The sequence below is a fragment of the Blautia sp. HA9023 genome, from assembly GCF_056504095.1.
In genome coordinates this window covers 168090-188192 of record NZ_JBWLUR010000010.1, presented here as the reverse complement: position 1 = coordinate 188192, position 20103 = coordinate 168090, and the positions used below count along the sequence as shown (strand labels likewise).

Sequence of the window (20103 nt, the reverse complement as noted above, 5' to 3'; positions counted from 1 at the left end):
ATGGCAAAGGCTTTATACATAGCGGAGAAGCCCAGCGTGGCACAGGAATTTGCGAAGGCTTTGAAGATCAACGGTCAGAGAAAAGACGGATATCTGGAATCAGCAGATTCCGTGGTGACCTGGTGTGTAGGACATCTGGTTACCATGAGTTATCCCGAAAAATATGATATCAAGTATAAAAGGTGGAGTTTTGATACCCTGCCTTTTTTGCCGCGCGAATTTAAATATGAAGTGATCCCCGGAGTCAAAAAGCAGTTTGAGATCGTAAAAGGATTGCTGAACCGGCCGGATGTGGAGACCATTTATGTGTGTACCGACTCCGGACGTGAGGGTGAATATATTTACCGTCTGGTAGCCCAGATGGCAGGAGTGAAGGGAAAAGTCCAGAAACGAGTGTGGATCGATTCCCAGACAGAAGAAGAAATTTTAAGAGGGATCCGGGAAGCAAAAGATATCTCGGAGTATGATAATCTGGCAGCGTCTGCCTATCTCCGCGCAAAGGAAGACTATCTTATGGGAATCAATTTTTCCAGGGTGCTGACCTTGCGTTACGGAAGCAGTGTGACCAATTATCTCCATTCCAAATATCAGGCCATTGCGGTAGGCCGTGTAATGACCTGTGTCCTTGGTATGGTAGTGCGTAGAGAGCGGGAGATCCGTGTCTTTGTGAAGACACCGTTTTACCGAGTCTTAAGCAGCATTGCCCTTGCAGGCGAAAGTTTTGACGGAGAGTGGAGGGCTGTGGAAGGCAGCCGTTATTTCCAGTCCCCGTATCTTTATAAAGAAAATGGTTTCAAGAAAAAAGAACATGCCCAGATGCTGATCGATCAGCTGATGGTGAACCAGCCCCTTTCCTGTACCGTGGAGAAAGTGGAGCGAAAAAAAGAAAACAAGAATCCGCCCCTTCTTTTTAACCTGGCGGAGCTTCAGAACGTCTGCTCCAAGCTCTTTAAGATCAGTCCGGATGAAACACTCCGGATCGTGCAGGAGCTTTATGAGAAGAAACTGGTGACGTATCCGAGAACGGATGCCAGAGTGTTGTCTACAGCAGTTGCCAAGGAGATATATAAGAATATTTCCGGCCTTCGAAATTATCAGCAGGCAGGAGCTGCGGCAGCAGAGGTTCTGGGAATGGAATCCTGGAAAAACATTGCGAAGACCAGGTATGTGAATGACAAGCAGATCACAGACCATTATGCCATTATTCCTACCGGCCAGGGGCTGAATGCACTGGGAAGTGTGTCTCTTACCGCACAGAGAGTGTATGAGACGATCGTGAGGAGGTTTTTATGTATTTTTTATCCTCCGGCTGTTTATCAGAAAGTGAGCCTTGTGACGAAACTGGACGGGGAATCATTCTTTTCCTCTTTTAAAGTTCTGAAAGAAGAAGGCTATCTGAAGATCGCCACGAACTCTTTTGCCCGGAAAAAAGCTTCCGACAGTGAGAAAGGCGGCAACGGGGAAGAGGAAGAAGTTTCCTGTGATACGGTGCTTCTGGAGGCGTTGCAGAAGCTGAAAAAGGGTGATATACTTCCTGTGAACGGTTTAAGTATCAAGGAAGGCGAGACTTCGCCTCCCAAACGATACAATTCCGGTTCCATGATCCTTGCCATGGAAAATGCGGGACAGCTGATCGAGGATGAAGAGCTCCGTGCCCAGATCAAGGGAAGCGGGATCGGCACCAGTGCCACTCGTGCGGAGATCCTGAAGAAACTTTTTAACATCAAATATCTGGCGTTGAATAAGAAAAGCCAGGTGATTACGCCCACACTTCTGGGGGAGATGATCTTTGATGTGGTAAACTGTTCTATCCGGCAGCTTCTGAACCCGGAGCTTACGGCAAGCTGGGAAAAAGGCCTCACCTACGTGTCAGAGGGAAGCATCACGGAACAGGAATATATGGACAAACTGGAACATTTTGTGCGGGTGCGGACCCAGCAGGTGGAAGCAAGCAATTATCAGTACAACCTGCGGCAGTTCTTTGACGCGGCCGCTGTAAATTACAGGAAGCCGGAGCGTGCTTCCAGACAGGGAGGAAAAAAATCATCATGATGAAAGATTTTACCATCAGCAATATGCTGGATCTGAATGAGACCATCGCGGCAGAGCTTTTTGAGGGAAAAACTTATCCGTGGGAGGTTCTTCCGGAGATCGGAGAGTTTATCATTAAACTTGGAAAAACACTGGATCCTTCTGAATATGAGAAGAAAGGTGAAAATGTATGGATCGCAAAATCTGCTACTGTTGCGCCGACTGCAAGTATTACCGGACCGGCTATCATTGGTAGGGAGGCGGAGGTACGTCACTGTGCCTTTATCCGCGGCAAGGCCATTGTTGGCGAAGGCGCAGTTGTGGGAAACTCCACAGAGCTTAAGAATGCGGTGCTCTTTAATAAAGTGCAGGTTCCGCATTATAATTATGTTGGAGATGCAGTACTTGGGTATAAATCCCATATGGGAGCCGGATCGATTTGTTCTAATGTGAAATCGGATAAGAAGCTGGTTGTTGTGAAAGATGGGGATGAAAAGATCGAGACTGGTCTTAAGAAGTTTGGAGCAATGCTGGGAGACCATGTTGAGGTTGGATGTGGTTCCGTGCTGAATCCTGGGACTGTGATCGGACGGAATTCCAATATTTATCCGTTGTCACCGGTAAGGGGATGCGTTCCGGCGGATTCCATTTATAAAAATGCGAAAGAAATTGTGAAGAAAAAATAGTTTTTCTTTGTTTTTTGAAATAAGTTCTGCTTGGTAAGCAGTGGAAGGTTCGAGGAGGGGAAGCACTCACAGTTGCGAAGGCCGTCTCCCCTCCTCGAGCTCCTCCCCTCCTGGCCACGCAGGGAAGCCGCACTTTTTTGAGAGTGTGGCTTTTTTTGATGGGGCGATGGATGCGACGGTATTGTTTGCGAGAGGCTGTGCCGATCGGGTGAGAGGGGGACGGAAGGCGGCCTGCGTAGCAGGCCTGTTCCTGGATTGATGAATGAATAGTTTGACTTTTAGATGTGGTAAAACAGAACATACAATTATAATCGGCACAGTGATAAATGGGTGATAGAAGTGGAATACAGGACCGAACCAGGAGTGTTACATTATGAAGGGGCCTGGCCGAATTGCGTGCCCGGAAAGAGGGGTGCCTGAGGGGAGAAAAACGGGCTTCGCAACTCTGAGTGCTTTCTCCTCTCAGAACTCCCCACTGGAAAAGTGCAGAACTGAAATCTCAAAACTTTTCACATACAACACGCACATCCATATAAGATAATAAGAAAAAAAGAATTAAGACAGAAATAAAATCTGTCGAAGTATCACCAGTCCCATAATATGGACTGGATAAAACCAGTAAAAGAAATATTTCGCCGCTTTTCCGTGGATAAATCCCCTCTCCCCATTGTACAGGTTAATGGACAGAAAGGCGAAACAGGCTCTCCATTCATAGTAAAGCCAGCAGCTTCCAAGGATCGCCTGCCCGGGCTTATCGTTTCGCATATAGTACATGATCAGGAGAAAAATATATCCCCGCCATCCGTAATCTGCTTTCAGAAAAATGGAAACAACAAGCAGTCCCAGGATACAGAGAAGCTGTATCAAGCGCTTATCCTTAAAATATTCGATGGCACAAAACGCCAGGTATCCCAGGAAAAGCGTGAAAAACACATTCTGTCTTTCATAATGCAGTGTGTTTGTGAACATCAGGTTCCAGGGAATCTCTGAGATCAGAGCAAAAAGAAGGAGATTCCGTCCATAGCGGAAACGGCTCCTGGTATGCCGGAAACCTTCCAGCAGGAGAAAGCAGAAGATGGGAAAAGCCACTCTGCCGATATCGCGGAAAATAAGATACACACTGTATTCCCTTCCGAGAAGCGTAAACAGGACTTTCTGTGCAGGCGGATACATACTTAAAATCACAGCTCCGATATGATCGATCAGCATGGTGATGATCGCAATCATCTTCAGGGCGCTTCCGCTGAGGATACGGTATTTTTCTGGAAAAACAGAATCCACAGATGCATTCATGAAAAATATACCTCCAGGGTTAAACTTGATAATATATTATCACATACATAGAATAGTTGCCAGAAATATTTGACAGTTAGGCATGCAATACTGCCAGAATAACTTCCAATATTATGCGTTTTATGGCAAAAATTTATCAAATATGACTGGACGAAACAAAGGTTTTGTGAGAAAATAGCCGTAGGGTGTTATCGAACTTTTTTTCTCAATAACATCGGTCAATCTATACTTGAAAGGAGTTTTAAAATGATTTATTCACGCGAAGTAGAAGAAATGTGTCCAGTGGCACAGGGCGTACATCATGGTGCCGCTCCGATCCCGGAAGAAGCAAAATGGGTTCAGGCAAAAGAAGTAAAGGATATCTCCGGATTCACACACGGTGTAGGCTGGTGTGCTCCACAGCAGGGTGCCTGTAAGCTGTCCCTTAACGTAAAAGAGGGAATCATCCAGGAGGCACTTGTTGAGACAATCGGATGTTCAGGAATGACTCATTCTGCTGCTATGGCTGCTGAGATCCTTCCAGGACTTACTGTAATGGAGGCACTGAACACAGACCTTGTATGTGATGCAATCAATACAGCTATGAGAGAGCTTTTCCTTCAGATCGTTTACGGACGTTCCCAGTCTGCATTCTCCGAGGACGGACTTGCAGTAGGAGCTGGTCTTGAAGACCTTGGAAAAGGACTTCGTTCTCAGGTTGGTACAATGTATGGAACTCTGAAAAAAGGACCTCGTTACCTTGAGATGGCTGAGGGTTATGTTACAGGTATCGCTCTTGATGAGGACGATGAGATCATCGGATACCAGTTCGTAAGCCTTGGAAAAATGACTGACTTCATTAAGAAAGGTGATGACCCGAACACAGCATGGGAGAAAGCAAAAGGTCAGTACGGCCGTGTTGCAGATGCTGTTAAGATCATCGACCCAAGAAAAGAGTAATTACACTTCGTAAGGTAAAAATATCAGGAGGTTACAGGAAATGGCTTTATTTGAATCATATGAGAGACGAATTGACAAGATCAATTCTGTTTTAAACAGCTATGGAATCGCTTCTATCGAAGAAGCTGAGAAAATCACTAAAGACGCAGGTCTGAACGTTTACGATCAGATCAAAGGAATTCAGCCGATCTGCTTCGAGAACGCTTGCTGGGCTTACACAGTAGGTGCAGCGATCGCAATCAAAAAAGGCTGCAGAAGAGCCGCTGACGCAGCAGCAGCTATTGGAGAAGGCCTTCAGGCATTCTGTATCCCGGGATCCGTTGCAGACACACGTAAAGTAGGTCTTGGACATGGAAACCTTGGAAAAATGCTTCTTGAGGAAGAGACAGACTGCTTCTGCTTCCTTGCAGGACATGAGTCTTTCGCAGCAGCTGAGGGTGCTATCGGTATCGCCGAGAAAGCAAACAAAGTTCGTAAAAAACCTCTTCGTGTTATCCTGAACGGTCTTGGAAAAGACGCAGCTCAGATCATCTCCCGTATCAACGGCTTTACATACGTAGAGACAGAGTATGATCCATATAAGAACGAGGTTAAAGAAGTATTCCGTAAATCCTATTCAGAGGGACTTCGTGCAAAAGTTAACTGCTACGGCGCTAACAGCGTTCCGGAAGGTGTTGCTATCATGTGGAAAGAGGGTGTTGACGTTTCCATCACAGGAAACTCTACAAACCCGACTCGTTTCCAGCATCCAGTAGCAGGAACATACAAAAAAGAGTGCAACGAGAAAGGCAAAAAATACTTCTCCGTTGCTTCCGGCGGTGGTACAGGACGTACACTTCACCCGGATAACATGGCAGCAGGTCCTGCTTCCTACGGTATGACTGATACACTTGGACGTATGCATTCTGACGCTCAGTTCGCAGGATCTTCTTCCGTACCGGCTCACGTAGAGATGATGGGTCTCATCGGCGCTGGAAACAACCCGATGGTTGGTATGACAGTAGCTGTAGCTGTTTCCGTACAGGAAGCTGCTGACGCTGGCAAATTCTAATATAAGCATAGCTTAAAATAGCGAAAAAGCCGTAAACTCAAGGGTTTGCGGCCTTTTTCTTTTTGCCTGGAAATAGAACAAAATATTCTCAAAAAGCCTGGAAAAACAGCAATAGCTAACATATATCTAACACGTAGCAATCACTCGCAGCTAATACTTTTAAAATACAAAAAAGATACCGTAAGGTCATCAGTCTTGATGAGTTTACGGTATCCTTTTTGAAGTACAAAGCGGAATGGGAATGACCGCTTTGTATTACGATTGTATTAAAAAAAGGAAGGAGACCGGGAGTTTTAACGCTCCCGGTTAAAAGTATGAAAAAGAAAAAGTTGTTTAGCAGTTGCATTTACTTGCTTGCTGTTTACAGGTAATAATATATCGAAAAAATGTGAGCAAATCGTGATGCAATTTTGAAGAATCTGTGAAACAAATTTCGGAGCAGTTCATAAAATAAAACAAAGCTGCAAGGGGGAGAAGGTTTATGGAAGCGCTTGTGAATTATATTAAACCGGAACTGCTGATCACAGCAGTTGCTTTGTATTTTATGGGAATTGCGCTGAAGGAAGCCCAGGCTGTGAAGGATAAATATATTCCACTGATACTGGGAGGTGTGGGGATCCTTGTATGCGGGATCTATGTTTTTGCAACCTGTTCCTATAATACGGCACAGGATATCGCAATGGCTGTATTTACTTCCATGACACAGGGAGTTCTGGTGGCGGGGCTTTCTACATATGTAAATCAGCTGATCAAACAGCTGGAAAAAGATGAATAGCTGCATAGAATAAAGAGAAGACAAAAAACAGGAAATTTTTTATGAATATCATAAAATTGATCAGCAAAAAGAATTGTTATATCGGCCAGAACCGGCCGGCATATATTGTGATCCATGAAACGGATAACTGGAGTAAGGGGGCAGATGCCAAAGCTCATGCCAATGCAATGAAGAATGGCAATCTGGCTGGTACCGTGCATTATTATGTAGATTCAAAATCCGTATATCAGACGTTGGACCACAGCGACGGGGCCTGGGCAGTAGGGGACGGAAAAGGAAAGTATGGAATCACGAACCGGAATTCTATCAATATCGAAATCTGTGTGAATCCGGAAACAGATTATTATACGGCGGTAGACAAGACAGAACAGCTGGCGGCTCTTTTGCTGAAACAGTACGGATGGGGGACAGACCGGCTGAAAAGACATTACGATGCGTCAAGAAAACACTGCCCGAGACGCCTCATGGATGAAGAAAAGTGGCCGGAATTTGTGAAAAAAACAGAATTATATATGAAAAACAAAAACTCACAAAATAAAAATGAAACAGCAGAAAGTAAAAGTACGAAAAAACCAGATACAACAGAGAAGCTGAATGTACAGCTTCCGATCATCAGAAAAAACAGTACCGGGTCTGCTGTTTCCATGTTACAGGCAATGCTGCAGGTAAAAGTGGACGGAATCTTTGGAACACAGACAGAAACTTCACTGAAAGCATTTCAGAAAAATGTAAAGATCACAGTCGATGGAATCTGCGGAGCAGAAACCTGGAAGAAAGTGGCTGAACACATGAATGCAAACCGCTGAAGTATTATAAATGAATTCTGTTTTGAAAATATTGGGCAATAGATTTTAACCAACTAAAATAATTCCAAATAAATTTCCTGTGGGATTGAGAATATCCGCTTAACCCATTTTACAAAAAAGATCAAAGGGAAAATCCATCGATTATTTGATGGATTTTCCCTTAATGTTTTTTATTTACGCATTTTTCAGTGCCTGATCCAGATCTTTGATAATATCGTCCACGTTTTCAATACCAATGGAAAGGCGGATCATTCCAGGAGAAACTCCTGCTTCAACCAGCTGTTCATCGTTCATCTGGCGGTGGGTATGGCTGGCAGGATGAAGAACCATGGTAATGGAAGCAGCAACGTGTGTGGCGATGGTAGCAAGCTTCAGGCTGTCCATAAAGCGGACTGCTGCATCACGGCCGCCGGTCAGTTCAAAGGAGATAACACCGCAGGTACGGCCGTCCTTCATATATTTCTGAGCCAGTGCATGATATTTATCATCCGGAAGTCCGGCATAATTTACGTGAGAAACTTTTTCGTGTGCATTTAGGTATTCGGCGATCTTCTGGGCGTTGGAGCAGTGACGCTCAACACGCAGCGGAAGTGTCTCCAGTCCAAGATTCAGAAGAAAACAGTTCATTGGAGACGGAATAGAACCCAGATCACGCATCAGCTGGGAAGTGGCCTTGGTGATGTAGGCTTTTTTGCCAAACTGTTTGGTGTAGATCACGCCGTGGTAGGATTCATCCGGCTCGGTCAGGCCGTGATACTTATGGCCGTAAGCATCCCAGTCAAAGTTGCCGCTGTCAACAATGGCGCCGCCTACCTGAACGGCATGTCCATCCATATATTTGGTGGTAGAGTGAGTGACGATATCTGCACCCCACTCGAACGGGCGGCAGTTTACCGGTGTGGCAAAGGTGTTATCCACAATAAGAGGCACGCCATTTTTGTGTGCAACCCGTGCAAATTTCTCAATGTCTAGGACAACCAGTGCTGGATTGGCGATGGTCTCCGCAAAGAGAACTTTTGTGTTCGGTTTAAATGCAGCAGCAATCTCTTCCTCTGTTGCGTCGGTATCAACAAAGGTACAGTCAATGCCAAGTTTTTTGAAAGTAACGGCAAGAAGATTAAAGGTTCCTCCGTAGATCGTAGAAGCAGCAACAACATGGTCACCCGCTTCGCAGATATTAAATACTGCATAGAAGTTGGCAGCCTGTCCGGAAGAAGTCAGGATTGCGGCAACACCACCTTCCAGATCTGCAATTTTTGCAGCAACGGCATCATTGGTCGGGTTCTGGAGACGGGTGTAAAAATATCCATCTGCTTTCAGATCAAATAACTGGCCCATTTCATCGGTGGTGTCATATTTGTAAGTGGTGCTCTGGCAGATTGGAAGCGCGCATGGCTCGCCTTTGGAAGGAGTGTATCCGGAATGGATACATTTGGTTTCTAAGCTGTAATCGTTCATATTTAAAAATCCTTTCTGTTGTGTTTTTGTATAGAAGTTTTGGATACAGATAAGAGAATATATTTATATACTTTATATAAAACTATATGTAATTATAACTCTTTGTGTGTGAAAATACAACAATATTCTCCATAAACCTTACCGAAGTATACGGGAAATAAAACATTGCGTTCTGGTGCACACATAAAAATGTTAGAAAATTAACAGATTAAAAAACAGAAAACGTACTGGAAACACACATCCAAAATGAATAGAAATCACGCATAAACGCTGTAAAATCAATAAAAACTTGTGAATAAAGTAACAAATCGTGAAAAACGCATAAAAACAAAATGGAAAATTTGTATAAAAAAGATATTGCGTTCACGTGCACAAAATGATAATATAACATCATCAAAAAGAACACGAAAACAGAAAACAATAAAAGGAGTCAAGCGGATATTCGCAATCCGCTTCGCTACTTGCTCATAACCGAATAACTGCTTCACAGTTGATTCGGTTAAAAAATGAACGGAGGAATTTAAAATGTTAAGAGTAGGAATTATCGGATGCGGCGGAATGGGAAGAGATCATATCAGAAGACTGACCGAGAAGATCCAGGGAGCAGAAGTAGTAGCTGTTTCAGATGTATTTGAGGAAAGTGCAAAGAAAGCAGCCGAGATCTGCGGCGCAAAAGTTTACACAGACAGCAGGGAACTGATCAACGCAGAGGACGTAGATGCAGTATTTATCGTATCTCCGGGCTTTGCACATGTAGATTCCCTTCTCCAGGCAATTGAAGCCGGCAAGAGGATTTTCTGTGAGAAACCATTATGTACCACTGCTGAGGACTGCCTGAAAGTAGTGAAAGCAGAGGAAGCAGCAGGCAAACATCTCATCCAGCTTGGATTTATGAGACGTTATGACAAAGGCTACCAGCAGATCAAGGAAGCCCTTGCAACCGGAGAGTACGGCGAGCCGCTGATTCTTCACTGTACACATAGAAACCCGGAAGTAGGAACCAATTATAATACTCCAATGGCTGTGCACGATACCGCAATCCATGAGATCGATGTTCTTCACTGGCTGGTAGATGACGAGTATGAATCTGCACAGGTTGTAATGCCAAGAGTAACCAAATATTCTCATTCCGAGCTGAAAGATCCGCAGATCATGATGCTCCGCACTAAAAAAGGTGTGTGTATCGATGTGGAAGTATTTGTAAACTGCAAGTTCGGATATGACATCAACTGTGAAGTAGTATGTGAGGACGGTGCACTGAAAATGGCACAGCCGGCTTATCCGTCTATCCGTAAAAACGCAGCTGTATCCAGTGCCATTGACACAGACTGTTTCGTAAGATTTAAAGATGCCTATGATAAAGAGGTTCAGGATTGGGTTGACAATGCAGAAGCAGGTGTGATCACAGGACCGAACGCATGGGATGGATACCTGGCAGCGATCACAGCAGACGCTCTTGTAAAAGCGCAGGAAACCGGACAGATCGAGAAGATCGTTACAGCAGTTGAGAAACCAGAATTTTATAAATAATTTTACAGAACTCCACCTCATCAAGTGTGAGTTATCATACCAGCTTATTGTCGCAGGCTTTCCCAATGAGCCTGTGGCGGCATTCACCGGCAGAGTCCGATTCCGATACGGTTTTATCGAAACTGCAGCGGGAAATCTGCCGGTGAGAGTAACCAGAAAGATCAGGCTGAAAAGAAATGCCTGCATGCTGGCAAATCGAAAATACGGATAACAAAAATACAAAATAGCACAAACACAAAGCAACAGAAAAATAAAAAAGAAAATAAGAATCGGTAAAGTCTGCATGATCCAACAGAAACAGGGGCGGTTCCCCTGTGCGCAGAAAACAGGACATAGAAATCCAGACAAAGTACACCGGTTTCGGACATATGGAGGGTATCGAAGATGAAATTAGGATTTAATGAAGCAACTGCACTGGAATGCAAAGGACAGTCTCTTATGGCAGATCTGGAGATGTGTGAAAAATATGGCTTTGATTACATTGAGATCCGTTTTGACTGCGTAAAAGACTATCTCAAAGAACATACACTGGAAGAACTGGCAGACTGGTTTAAGAATCATCACCTGAAACCGTGGGCATACAACACCCTGATCTTTTTCAACCAGAGAGATGAGGCAGGGGAAAAAGAAATCGATGAAGAAGTAGATTTTATCCTGAAAGTTTCCAAAGCGATCGGAATGAAAATGCTGATAACAGTTCCAAGTTTTGATGTAAAAGACAAATCTGTCAGCGAGATCAAAGAAGAAGCAGTTGCACGTCTTCGCTACCTTTCTGACAAAGTGGGCGCAGATATGAAGATCTCCCTGGAGTTCTGTGGTGCACCGAACTGCTCTATCAACCAGTTTGGAACAGCATACGATGTAGTAAAAGCAGTAGACAGAGACAATGTTGGCGTTACCGTGGACACTTTCCATTTCCATGAGATGTGTTCCCGTCTGGAAGACCTGAAAGCAGCAGACGGTAAGAAGATTTTTGCATACCACTTAAACGATTGTGAGGATCTTCCACTTGGCTCCTGCGGAGACGACAAGAGACTCTGGCCGGGAGAAGGCGTGGTAGATCATGCTGGAATCGCGGCAGCACTGAAAGAGATCGGATTTGACGGTGTATGCACCATCGAAGAGTTCCGTCCGGAGTACTATGCAATGAGCCACGAGGACAATGTGAAAAAAGCAGCAGAAGTTACCAGAGATTTTGTACAGAAATATTTCGGATAATTCATTCAGAAAGGTTCGACCTTAAACCGATAGGAGGTAGATACTATGGCTGGTAAGGGAATCCCCGAATTGTTGAATTATAAGCAGAAGGGTAAAGACTTGAATGAATTCATCAAGGTTCCGGTGTCAGAAAAACTTGCGTACTGTTTTGGCGATCCGGCGCTGACTCTGATGTATACCATGACAACAACTCTGCTGATCTATTTTTATACCAATGTTGTTGGAATTTCAGCAGGAGCCGTTGGAATGATCATGCTTTTGTCCCGCATTTTTGATGGATTTTCCGATGTGTTGATGGGAACCATTATCGACAGGACTCATTCCAAATATGGAAAAGCCAGGATCTGGATCTTAAGACTTGCGGTTCCCTATGCGCTGGCAGCGGTGCTTCTTTTTACCATGCCGCCGCTTGGAAACATGGGAAAGATCATCTATGCTTTTGTGACCTATAACATTATGAACACGGTTGTATACACTGCCATCAGCCAGCCGTTCCACGCACTGGGATCTCTGATGAGCCGTGACCGCCGTGAGCGTGATGTGATCTGTAACATCCGTATGGTATTGTCTATCACGGCAAGTATGATCATTACCGCGTTCACGCTGCCGCTGATCAATATCGTGGCAAATGTTACCGGCAACCAGCAGATGGCCTGGATCCTGGTAACAGCAGGTTATGCGATCATTTCCGTCGGCGTGCTTGTGAACACTTACATGGTCTGTACAGAGCGTGTTTCTGCGGCAAAACAGGAAAAAGAAGATATTCCTTTTGTGGAAGCTTTTAAAGCAACCGTTACCAACCGGTATTTCCTTATCGCCCTGGGGCTGATGATCTTTTATACTGCATATCAGATCATCATTGGAACGGACCTTACCTATTATTGTCAGTATGTACTTGGAAATGTAGACTTTGTTATGCCTCTTTCAGCAGCGGAGAAACTGGCAACTGTGGCAGGAATTGCCCTCCTGCCAAAGGTGCTTCCCCGTTATGGAAAAAGAAATCTCATCTGTGCAGGCTGCATCCTGGGTGTTGCGGGACAGCTTCTGTTCCTGATGAATATTACCAGTGTTTCTCTTGGTGTTGTGACCTGTATCATGAGAGGAATCGGAATCGCACCGTTCTATGGCGTGCAGTATTCTCTTCCAAGTGATGCCATTGAGTATGGCCAGTGGAAAACAGGCAAACGTGTGGAAGGTCTGATGTTCTCATCTATGAGCATGGGTCAGAAAGCCGGTTCCGGACTGACTTCCGCTATCATGGGTGGAATCCTTTCCGCTGCATATTTTGATGGCACCAAGGCAACCGCAGCAGAGCAGTCTGCAGAAGCTATCCGTGTGATCAAAGGTTTTTATCTGTATGTTCCGGTAGCAATCTGGGTAGTGATGTTTGTGATCGCGGCCTGCTATCAGCTGGATAAAGTCTATGACAAGATGATGCGGGAACTGATCCAGAGAGAATCCGGAGAAGGAAACGTTTCTGTACCGGGAGAGATCCAGTCCATGCCAGCACCGGCAGTTTCCGGAAACAGGATCAATGTAGCGATTGGAAGACTGTACGGCAGCAGCGGAAGAAAAATCGCGGAGGATGTTGCAAAAGCGCTGGACTGCAGGGTTTATGACCGTCAGATCATCTGTCTCATGGCAGAAAAATTCGGTATGGAAAAAGCAGATCTGGAAAGTGTAAGACAGTATCTGGATTCTTACAATTATGAAGATTCCGAGCTTACGTTTTCCCCGTACGGACATTCATCGGCAGGTGCGGCAGCAGATTATACAGGCGCCCAGATGTTTGAGGTGCAGAGCCGGATCATCCGTGAACTTTCAAAGAGGCGTCCTGGTGTATTCCTGGGAAGATGTGCCAACTATGTGCTTCGCGGAGAACCGCATACATACAGCTTTTTCGTGTATGCAGATGATGATTACCGGGAAAAAGAAGGCCGGGAATATTATAAAGGCCAGTCTCTTGACGAGCTGAAGAAGCGTGACCAGATCCGAAATGAATATTATGAAAAATTTACCGGAATCCGCAGAGACGATCCCCATTATTATGATATGGTGATCAATGTTTCCAAAACAGGTGCAGCCGGAGCGGCCGGTCTGATCCTGGATTATATCAAAAATAAAGAAGAAAAAGGAGGGAATGCGTCATGAAGATCGCATTTGATGTAGATGTGCTTGCAAAACAGATGGATATCAATCGTATGGTCCATCAGGTGGCAGACTGGGGATATAAATATATCGAGCAGTCTCCACATCCGAGGATCAATCCGTTCTATAAACATCCGCTGTTTTCCAAGGAGTGTGAACAGGAATACAGACAGGCTTTGCGGGAAACCGGCGTGGAGATTTCTTCCTTTATCGTCGTATACCGCTGGTCCGGCCCCACAGAGGAACAGAGACAGTTTGCAGTTGCCAACTGGAAACGGATGATCCAGATTGCGGGAGATATGGGCGTAAAGGTTATTAATACAGAGCTTTCCGGTGATCCCAACCAGCAGGAAATCTGCAATGGAATGTGGTTCAAATCCATGGAGGAGCTGCTTCCGCTGATCGAGCGTGAAGGTATCCGCGTGGAGATCCAGTCTCATCCTTATGATTTCTGCGAGCTGAATAATGAGACCTGTGATATGGTAAAATCTTTCCGGTCTCCGAACCTTGGTTATGTGTATTCTTCTCCTCATGGGTTCTTCTATGATGAGGGTAAAGGGGATGTACGGTCCATGCTGAAATATGTAGGAGATGAGCTGACTCATGTACTGTTTGCAGATACTTTTAATCAGACTATGGATTGTCGGTATATTTTAAATCCGCCGTGGCTGAATGGCCGTGGAAAAGCGGATGTGACGGTACATCAGCATCTTGCCATGGGTGAGGGTGATGTGGATTTTGATGGTATTTTTGAAACCTTAAGAGATATGGATTTTGCGAATAAACAGCTGAGGGCGGATGCGCCGAAGGCTGGTGGTGATAATATTGCCTGTGTTTCGATGTTTGGTTTTCCGGAGAAGATGGATAGGCAGGCACCGGAGGCTCGGGAGAGGATTGAACGGGAATTATTAAAATAGTGGTGGGGAAAAATCTGTCGTGCTGGGTGCGGCGGATTTTTTCTTTTTTGATTAGTAAAACGGACGCCCCGGCCAGCAGATCCATTCCGCTGCCCGGGGCTGTGTGTTCAAAGTGGGAAGTTGGATGGGGGTGTGCGTCCGTACAGATTTTGGGAGGGGTAGGGTGGCTGTGTGACGGTGTGGGCGGAGGTATAGGGTTGTTGAGGATGATAAGTTGAGTGGCTGCTCGGTGGGTGGTGGGCCGTCGGGCGCTTCGCTGGACGGCTGCAATGGCTTAGTTTGTATGTGAGATGATGTGTGGGGTATAATGATAACGATTGTTTATATGAAGAGGCGATGTCCGTCCCCCTAACGTCAGCTACCCGGAATTAAGTCTTATAATCAGGAAGTTACCTTTACATTTAACGTGATAATAACAATTAGATACTTGACCTAAAGTAAACTTTAGATGTTAAAATATAAAAAGTAACGTGTGAATGACAGGAATGTAGAGAGGATAGAAAATGAGTGTAGAGAATATAAAAACAGATAAAGAATTAAAGGGTGCGTATCTTACAGGAGAGCGGCCTTTGTTTCATGGGAAGAAGTTGCATATTGAACAGACGATTTTTAATGATGGGGAGTCTCCGCTTAAGGAGAGTCGGGATATTGTATTGGAGAACAGTTCGTTTCAATGGAAATATCCGCTCTGGTACAGCAAAAATATAGAGGCGAGGATTGTACCTGGCTGGAGATGGCGCGTTCTGGGGTGTGGTATACGGATCATATCCGGATCGAGGATACGTTGATTGAGGCGCCGAAAAATTTCCGCCGCTGTCATGATGTGACTCTTGATAATGTGTATCTTGCCAATGCGGCAGAGACGTTCTGGAACTGTGAGGGTATAAAACTTGCACATGTACAGGCCAGGGGTGATTATTTTGGCATGAACAGCACAAATATCACCATCGATGATTTCAAACTTGTTGGCAACTATGCCTTTGACGGTGCAAAAAATATGGAAGTCCACAATGCCAGAATGTTGTCAAAAGATGCTTTCTGGAACAGCGAGAATGTTACGGTATATGATTCTGTGATTCATGGAGAGTATCTGGGCTGGAATTCAAAAAATCTCACATTTATCAACTGTACCATAGAAAGTCTGCAGGGACTGTGTTATATTGAAAATCTGAAAATGATCAATTGTACCCTTTTGAATACAACTCTGGCTTTTGAGTATTCGAAAGGGATCAATGCACAGATCAACGGCAGGATCAAAAGTGTCATGAATCCGTCAGAAGGCAGGATCCAGGCAGATGAGATTGAAACACTGATTCTGGATCCGGAAAAGATCGATCCGGCTGAAACCGAAATTATCTGTCCCACAGTTGGGGAAAAGCTGGATAAAGCGCCGGAAGCATAAAAGCTCTGACAGATACAGAAAGGAAAAAGAAATGAGCATATTTGACGAAAAAACAGACCGCCGTCATACTGGCTCCATGAAATGGGATGTAACAGAAAAAGAACTGCCCATGTGGGTGGCTGACATGGATTTTCAGACAGCTCCGCAGATAACAGAAGCCATTATAAAAAGAGCACAGCACGGAGTATTTGGCTATACCCTGATTGAAGATGAATGGTATGACGCCTATCAGAACTGGTGGAAAACACGCCATGAGTGGTCTATCGAAAAGGAATGGCTGATTTTCTGCACAGGTGTTGTACCTGCAATCTCCAGCATTGTGCGTAAGATGACAACCACAGCAGAAAAAGTCGTGGTCATGACTCCGGTATACAATATTTTCTTTAACTCCATCATCAACAACGGCCGGTTCATCCTGGAAAGCCCGCTGCATTACGAAAATGGTGCCTATGAAATTGATTTCGCAGACCTTGAGGAAAAACTTTCAGACCCACAGGCATCCCTGCTGATTCTCTGTAACCCGCACAACCCCATAGGAAAGATCTGGGACAGAGGAACACTGGCAAAGATTGGCGAATTATGTGCAAAACATCACGTACTGGTATTATCTGACGAGATCCACTGCGACCTGACAAAACCAGGAAAAGACTACGTACCTTTTGCTTCAGTATCTGAGACCTGCAGAGAAAACAGCATCACCTGCGTGGCACCTACAAAAACCTTTAACCTGGCAGGACTACAGACGGCAGCAGTGATCGTTCCAAACCCCGTACTGCGGCATCGGGTCAACCGCGGATTAAATACAGACGAAGTGGCAGAACCAAACGTATTTGCAGCTATCGCACCGGTAGCTGCCTTTAACCACGGAGCAGAATGGCTGGACAGCTTAAGAGAATATCTCTGGGAAAACAGACGATATGCAGAAGAATTTATCACAAAAGAAATAAAAGGAATCCACGCAGTCAGAGGAGAAGCCACATACCTGCTCTGGCTGGACTGCCGCGAAGTAACCGACGATGCAACCAGATTCTATGCCTTCATCCGCCAGCACAGCGGACTCTACGTATGCGACGGCAATGAGTATAAAAACGGACAAAGCTTCTTACGCGTAAACCTCGCCTGCCCTAAAGATACAGTAATAGACGGCCTCAATCGCCTGAAAGACAGCACCCAGGCATACCTGGAACAGAAAAATAAAACCGAATAAACAACCAAACAATTATTCAGAGCAAAGATACGAAACAGAAGCAAATTCCAATAACCCCATCTCACTGAAAAAATCAAGAGACCTGGAGCTTACAGTAATTTCAGGAATATATATTCCTGGTAATTATTGCAAACACCAGGTCTTTTTTATTCAAAAAAATGTTAATCACTAAATTTACCAGGTAAAAAAATATCAAGTAATTAATTAACCCAAAATAAATACACACACGAATTCATTTTATTTAAAATTTGAACACCCCTTCGCCATCCATCCCCGTCCGTCTGCAACCAATCCATCCATTCCTTAACAAAAACTTTACAACAAATCAAACAACTGTCTTGTCACATGTAAAGAACTATGGTATTATGTGTAAGATATTTTGAAAAAACCACAAAACAAAAGCAGGAATAAAAGAAAAACCCCCTGTAGGAAAGGTGAAAATAATGACAGTAGCAGAAGAAATCCAGAAATTAAAAAAAGAAAAAGACGCCATCATCCTGGCGCACTACTACGTGCGCCCCGAAGTACAGGACGTAGCAGACTATATAGGAGACTCCTTTTACCTCAGCAAAATCGCAGCCAGCGCAAAAGAAAAAACCATTGTATTCTGCGGAGTAGGATTCATGGGAGAAAGCGCCAAGATCTTAAGCCCGGACAAAACCGTACTCATGCCCGCAATGGACGCAGACTGCCCCATGGCACACATGGCAACCGAAGAAGGAATCCGAAAAGTAAGAGAAGAATACGATGATGTAGCAGTTGTCTGTTACATCAACTCCACAGCAGCCTTAAAAGAACTCTCCGATGTCTGCGTAACCTCCGCAAACGCCGTAAAGATCGTAAAAGCACTCCCAAATAAAAATATCTTCTTCATCCCGGACAGAAACCTGGCCCACTTTATCGCAGAACAGGTACCGGAAAAACACTTCATCTATAACGAAGGCTTCTGCATCGTTCATGAATTTATGGATCCCGAAGAAGTAAAAGAAGCAAAAGAAGCCCATCCGGAAGCACTTGTGCTGGCCCATCCGGAATGTCCTCAGACAGTCCTGAAACAGGCAGATTATATCGGAAGCACATCCGGGATCATCAAATACGCTCAGGACAGCAACAACAAAGAATTCATCATCTGCACAGAATGTGGCGTACAGTACAAACTGGAAACCACCTGCCCGGACAAAAAATTCTACTTCACAGAAACCGTACCAGTCTGCAAAAACATGAAAAAAGTATTTCTGGAAAAAGTGCTCCATGTTCTGAAAACCGGAGAAAATGAAGTCCATGTAACTGATGAAACAAGAGAAAAAGCAAAGAAACCGCTGGAGCGAATGCTGGAACTTGCAAAATAGAGACAGAGAGGCGAAAACAATGAAAATCAAGACAGACGTAGTAATCGTAGGAACAGGTGTTGCGGGAATGTTCAGCGCACTGAAACTTCCAAGAGACAAAAAAATCGTGATCATCACAAAAGAAGATATGCGAAGCAGCGATTCCTTCCTGGCACAGGGCGGGATCTGTGTGCTCCGTGATGAAAATGATTATGACAGCTATTTTGAAGACACCATGAAAGCAGGACATTATGAAAACAGAAAAGAATCCGTAGACATTATGATCCGGGGATCCAGAGATGTGATCAATGACCTGGTAGGCTATGGCGTGGATTTCAAAATGGATGGAGATGATTTTGCCTACACAAGAGAAGGCGCACATTCCAAACCGAGGATCCTTTATCATGAAGATATCACAGGAAAAGAAATCTCCGAAAAACTTCTGGGACAGGTTCTGAAACTTGAAAATGTGACTGTTCTGGAATATACTTCCATGCAGGACATTCTTGTGGAAAACGGCAAATGCATCGGACTGAAGGCAGTTTCCGCAGAAGCAAACAAAACACGTCTGGAAGCAATGGAAGCAGGAAAAAACGTAAAGATCCAGGAAGAAATCCAGCCAGGCGGAGAGCTTCCGGTAGAAATCTATGCAGAGGATACCATCCTTGCAAGCGGCGGAATCGGCGGAAGATATCAGCATTCCACCAACTATCCGCACCTTACCGGTGATGCCCTGGATATTGCGAAAAAACACAATGTACGTCTGGAACATCTGGACTATGTACAGATTCACCCTACGACATTATATTCCAAGAAACCTGGCCGCAGATTTCTGATCTCCGAGTCCGTCCGCGGAGAGGGTGCAGTGCTTTATAACAGCAAAAAAGAACGCTTTGTCAACGAACTGCTCCCAAGAGATGTGGTAACAAAGGCAATCCAGGAAGAGATGAAAAAAGAAGGAACCGACCATGTATGGCTTTCTATGGAAAACATTGACAAAGATACCATCCTTCATCATTTTCCGCATATTTACGAAAGATGCCTGGAGGAAGGCTACGATGTAACAAAAGAATGTATCCCGGTAGTTCCTGCCCAGCATTATTTTATGGGCGGTATCTGGGTTGATTCTGACAGCAAGACCAGTATGGACCAGCTGTATGCAGTAGGCGAAACCAGCTGCAATGGGGTACATGGAGCCAACCGCCTGGCAAGCAATTCCCTGCTGGAAAGTCTTGTATTTGCCAAACGTGCCGCAAAAGCAATCTCCACTGAAAAGAAAAGTGCTGCAGGAGCAGCGTGAAAGAAAGAGAAGGT

The 20103-nt window shown here is 44.7% G+C and carries 15 protein-coding genes and 1 pseudogene; 14 read left to right on the top strand and 2 right to left on the bottom strand.

What is annotated here, in order from left to right; translation table 11 throughout:
• Both AC04Q6_RS16400 and AC04Q6_RS16395 read left to right on the top strand, forming a co-directional pair.
• Entirely contained in the window at window positions 1-2052 is a 2052-nt protein-coding gene (locus tag AC04Q6_RS16400; protein WP_118071119.1) for a DNA topoisomerase, read from the top strand.
• Complete coding sequence (locus tag AC04Q6_RS16395) at window positions 2052-2717, top strand: LbetaH domain-containing protein (protein ID WP_442860749.1); 666 nt, start codon at window positions 2052-2054, stop codon at window positions 2715-2717. Before AC04Q6_RS16400 ends, AC04Q6_RS16395 begins: the two co-directional genes overlap by 1 nt.
• Before the next feature lie 555 nt (window positions 2718-3272).
• Here AC04Q6_RS16395 and AC04Q6_RS16390 read toward each other — a convergent pair.
• Entirely contained in the window at window positions 3273-4010 is a 738-nt protein-coding gene (locus AC04Q6_RS16390; RefSeq protein WP_118062635.1) for a TraX family protein, read from the bottom strand.
• Between the two features lie 246 nt (window positions 4011-4256).
• On the opposite strand from AC04Q6_RS16390, the gene AC04Q6_RS16385 reads away from it, so the two are divergent.
• The 4 genes from AC04Q6_RS16385 to AC04Q6_RS16370 all read left to right on the top strand — a co-directional run bounded on the left by AC04Q6_RS16385 (window position 4257) and on the right by AC04Q6_RS16370 (window position 7581).
• On the top strand, window positions 4257-4949 hold the full coding sequence (locus tag AC04Q6_RS16385) for an iron-sulfur cluster assembly scaffold protein (RefSeq protein ID WP_118071121.1): 693 nt from the start codon (window positions 4257-4259) through the stop codon (window positions 4947-4949).
• A gap of 40 nt (window positions 4950-4989) precedes the next feature.
• Complete coding sequence (locus tag AC04Q6_RS16380; protein ID WP_015525727.1) at window positions 4990-6000, top strand: GGGtGRT protein; 1011 nt, start codon at window positions 4990-4992, stop codon at window positions 5998-6000.
• A 481-nt stretch (window positions 6001-6481) separates the two neighbouring features.
• On the top strand, window positions 6482-6775 hold the full coding sequence (locus AC04Q6_RS16375; RefSeq protein ID WP_118062634.1) for a phage holin family protein: 294 nt from the start codon (window positions 6482-6484) through the stop codon (window positions 6773-6775).
• 41 nt (window positions 6776-6816) lie between these two features.
• Window positions 6817-7581 carry a peptidoglycan recognition protein family protein gene (locus tag AC04Q6_RS16370; protein ID WP_021976273.1) on the top strand — a complete coding sequence of 255 codons (765 nt, stop codon included), beginning with the start codon at window positions 6817-6819 and terminating at the stop codon, window positions 7579-7581.
• 174 nt (window positions 7582-7755) lie between these two features.
• On the opposite strand, the gene AC04Q6_RS16365 is transcribed toward AC04Q6_RS16370, so the two are convergent.
• Entirely contained in the window at window positions 7756-9039 is a 1284-nt protein-coding gene (locus AC04Q6_RS16365; protein ID WP_021976272.1) for an O-acetylhomoserine aminocarboxypropyltransferase/cysteine synthase family protein, read from the bottom strand.
• A gap of 525 nt (window positions 9040-9564) precedes the next feature.
• Here AC04Q6_RS16365 and AC04Q6_RS16360 point away from each other — a divergent pair.
• The 8 genes and pseudogenes from AC04Q6_RS16360 (at window position 9565) to AC04Q6_RS16325 (ending at window position 20089) form a co-directional block, all read left to right on the top strand.
• Complete coding sequence (locus AC04Q6_RS16360) at window positions 9565-10569, top strand: Gfo/Idh/MocA family protein (protein WP_021976271.1); 1005 nt, start codon at window positions 9565-9567, stop codon at window positions 10567-10569.
• Between the two features lie 384 nt (window positions 10570-10953).
• Complete coding sequence (locus tag AC04Q6_RS16355) at window positions 10954-11787, top strand: sugar phosphate isomerase/epimerase family protein (RefSeq protein ID WP_118062631.1); 834 nt, start codon at window positions 10954-10956, stop codon at window positions 11785-11787.
• Window positions 11788-11832: 45 nt separating this feature from the next.
• On the top strand, window positions 11833-13938 hold the full coding sequence (locus tag AC04Q6_RS16350; protein ID WP_118071123.1) for a cytidylate kinase family protein: 2106 nt from the start codon (window positions 11833-11835) through the stop codon (window positions 13936-13938).
• Window positions 13935-14852, top strand: coding sequence for a sugar phosphate isomerase/epimerase family protein (locus AC04Q6_RS16345; protein ID WP_118071124.1), 918 nt, complete (start codon window positions 13935-13937; stop codon window positions 14850-14852). Before AC04Q6_RS16350 ends, AC04Q6_RS16345 begins: the two co-directional genes overlap by 4 nt.
• Window positions 14853-15355: 503 nt before the next feature.
• Window positions 15356-16254: pseudogene (locus AC04Q6_RS16340) on the top strand (DUF3737 family protein).
• Window positions 16255-16285: 31 nt separating this feature from the next.
• Window positions 16286-17461, top strand: coding sequence for a MalY/PatB family protein (locus AC04Q6_RS16335; protein WP_118062627.1), 1176 nt, complete (start codon window positions 16286-16288; stop codon window positions 17459-17461).
• A gap of 443 nt (window positions 17462-17904) precedes the next feature.
• Window positions 17905-18810, top strand: coding sequence for a quinolinate synthase NadA (gene nadA / locus AC04Q6_RS16330; protein WP_021976265.1), 906 nt, complete (start codon window positions 17905-17907; stop codon window positions 18808-18810).
• 19 nt (window positions 18811-18829) lie between these two features.
• A complete protein-coding gene (locus AC04Q6_RS16325; protein WP_118071126.1) occupies window positions 18830-20089 on the top strand; it encodes an FAD-binding protein in 1260 nt (419 codons plus the stop codon).
• Window positions 20090-20103 lie beyond the last annotated feature (14 nt).

Coding starts and splice junctions, on each gene's coding strand:
- AC04Q6_RS16345 (WP_118071124.1), top strand. CDS start 13,935: ATGAAGATCGCATTTGATGTAGATGTGCTTGCAAAACAGATGGATATC.
- AC04Q6_RS16400 (WP_118071119.1), top strand. CDS start 1: ATGGCAAAGGCTTTATACATAGCGGAGAAGCCCAGCGTGGCACAGGAA.
- AC04Q6_RS16365 (WP_021976272.1), bottom strand. CDS start 9,039: ATGAACGATTACAGCTTAGAAACCAAATGTATCCATTCCGGATACACT.
- AC04Q6_RS16380 (WP_015525727.1), top strand. CDS start 4,990: ATGGCTTTATTTGAATCATATGAGAGACGAATTGACAAGATCAATTCT.
- AC04Q6_RS16350 (WP_118071123.1), top strand. CDS start 11,833: ATGGCTGGTAAGGGAATCCCCGAATTGTTGAATTATAAGCAGAAGGGT.
- nadA (WP_021976265.1), top strand. CDS start 17,905: ATGACAGTAGCAGAAGAAATCCAGAAATTAAAAAAAGAAAAAGACGCC.
- AC04Q6_RS16335 (WP_118062627.1), top strand. CDS start 16,286: ATGAGCATATTTGACGAAAAAACAGACCGCCGTCATACTGGCTCCATG.
- AC04Q6_RS16395 (WP_442860749.1), top strand. CDS start 2,052: ATGAAAGATTTTACCATCAGCAATATGCTGGATCTGAATGAGACCATC.
- AC04Q6_RS16325 (WP_118071126.1), top strand. CDS start 18,830: ATGAAAATCAAGACAGACGTAGTAATCGTAGGAACAGGTGTTGCGGGA.
- AC04Q6_RS16390 (WP_118062635.1), bottom strand. CDS start 4,010: ATGAATGCATCTGTGGATTCTGTTTTTCCAGAAAAATACCGTATCCTC.
- AC04Q6_RS16370 (WP_021976273.1), top strand. CDS start 6,817: ATGAATATCATAAAATTGATCAGCAAAAAGAATTGTTATATCGGCCAG.
- AC04Q6_RS16360 (WP_021976271.1), top strand. CDS start 9,565: ATGTTAAGAGTAGGAATTATCGGATGCGGCGGAATGGGAAGAGATCAT.
- AC04Q6_RS16385 (WP_118071121.1), top strand. CDS start 4,257: ATGATTTATTCACGCGAAGTAGAAGAAATGTGTCCAGTGGCACAGGGC.
- AC04Q6_RS16355 (WP_118062631.1), top strand. CDS start 10,954: ATGAAATTAGGATTTAATGAAGCAACTGCACTGGAATGCAAAGGACAG.
- AC04Q6_RS16375 (WP_118062634.1), top strand. CDS start 6,482: ATGGAAGCGCTTGTGAATTATATTAAACCGGAACTGCTGATCACAGCA.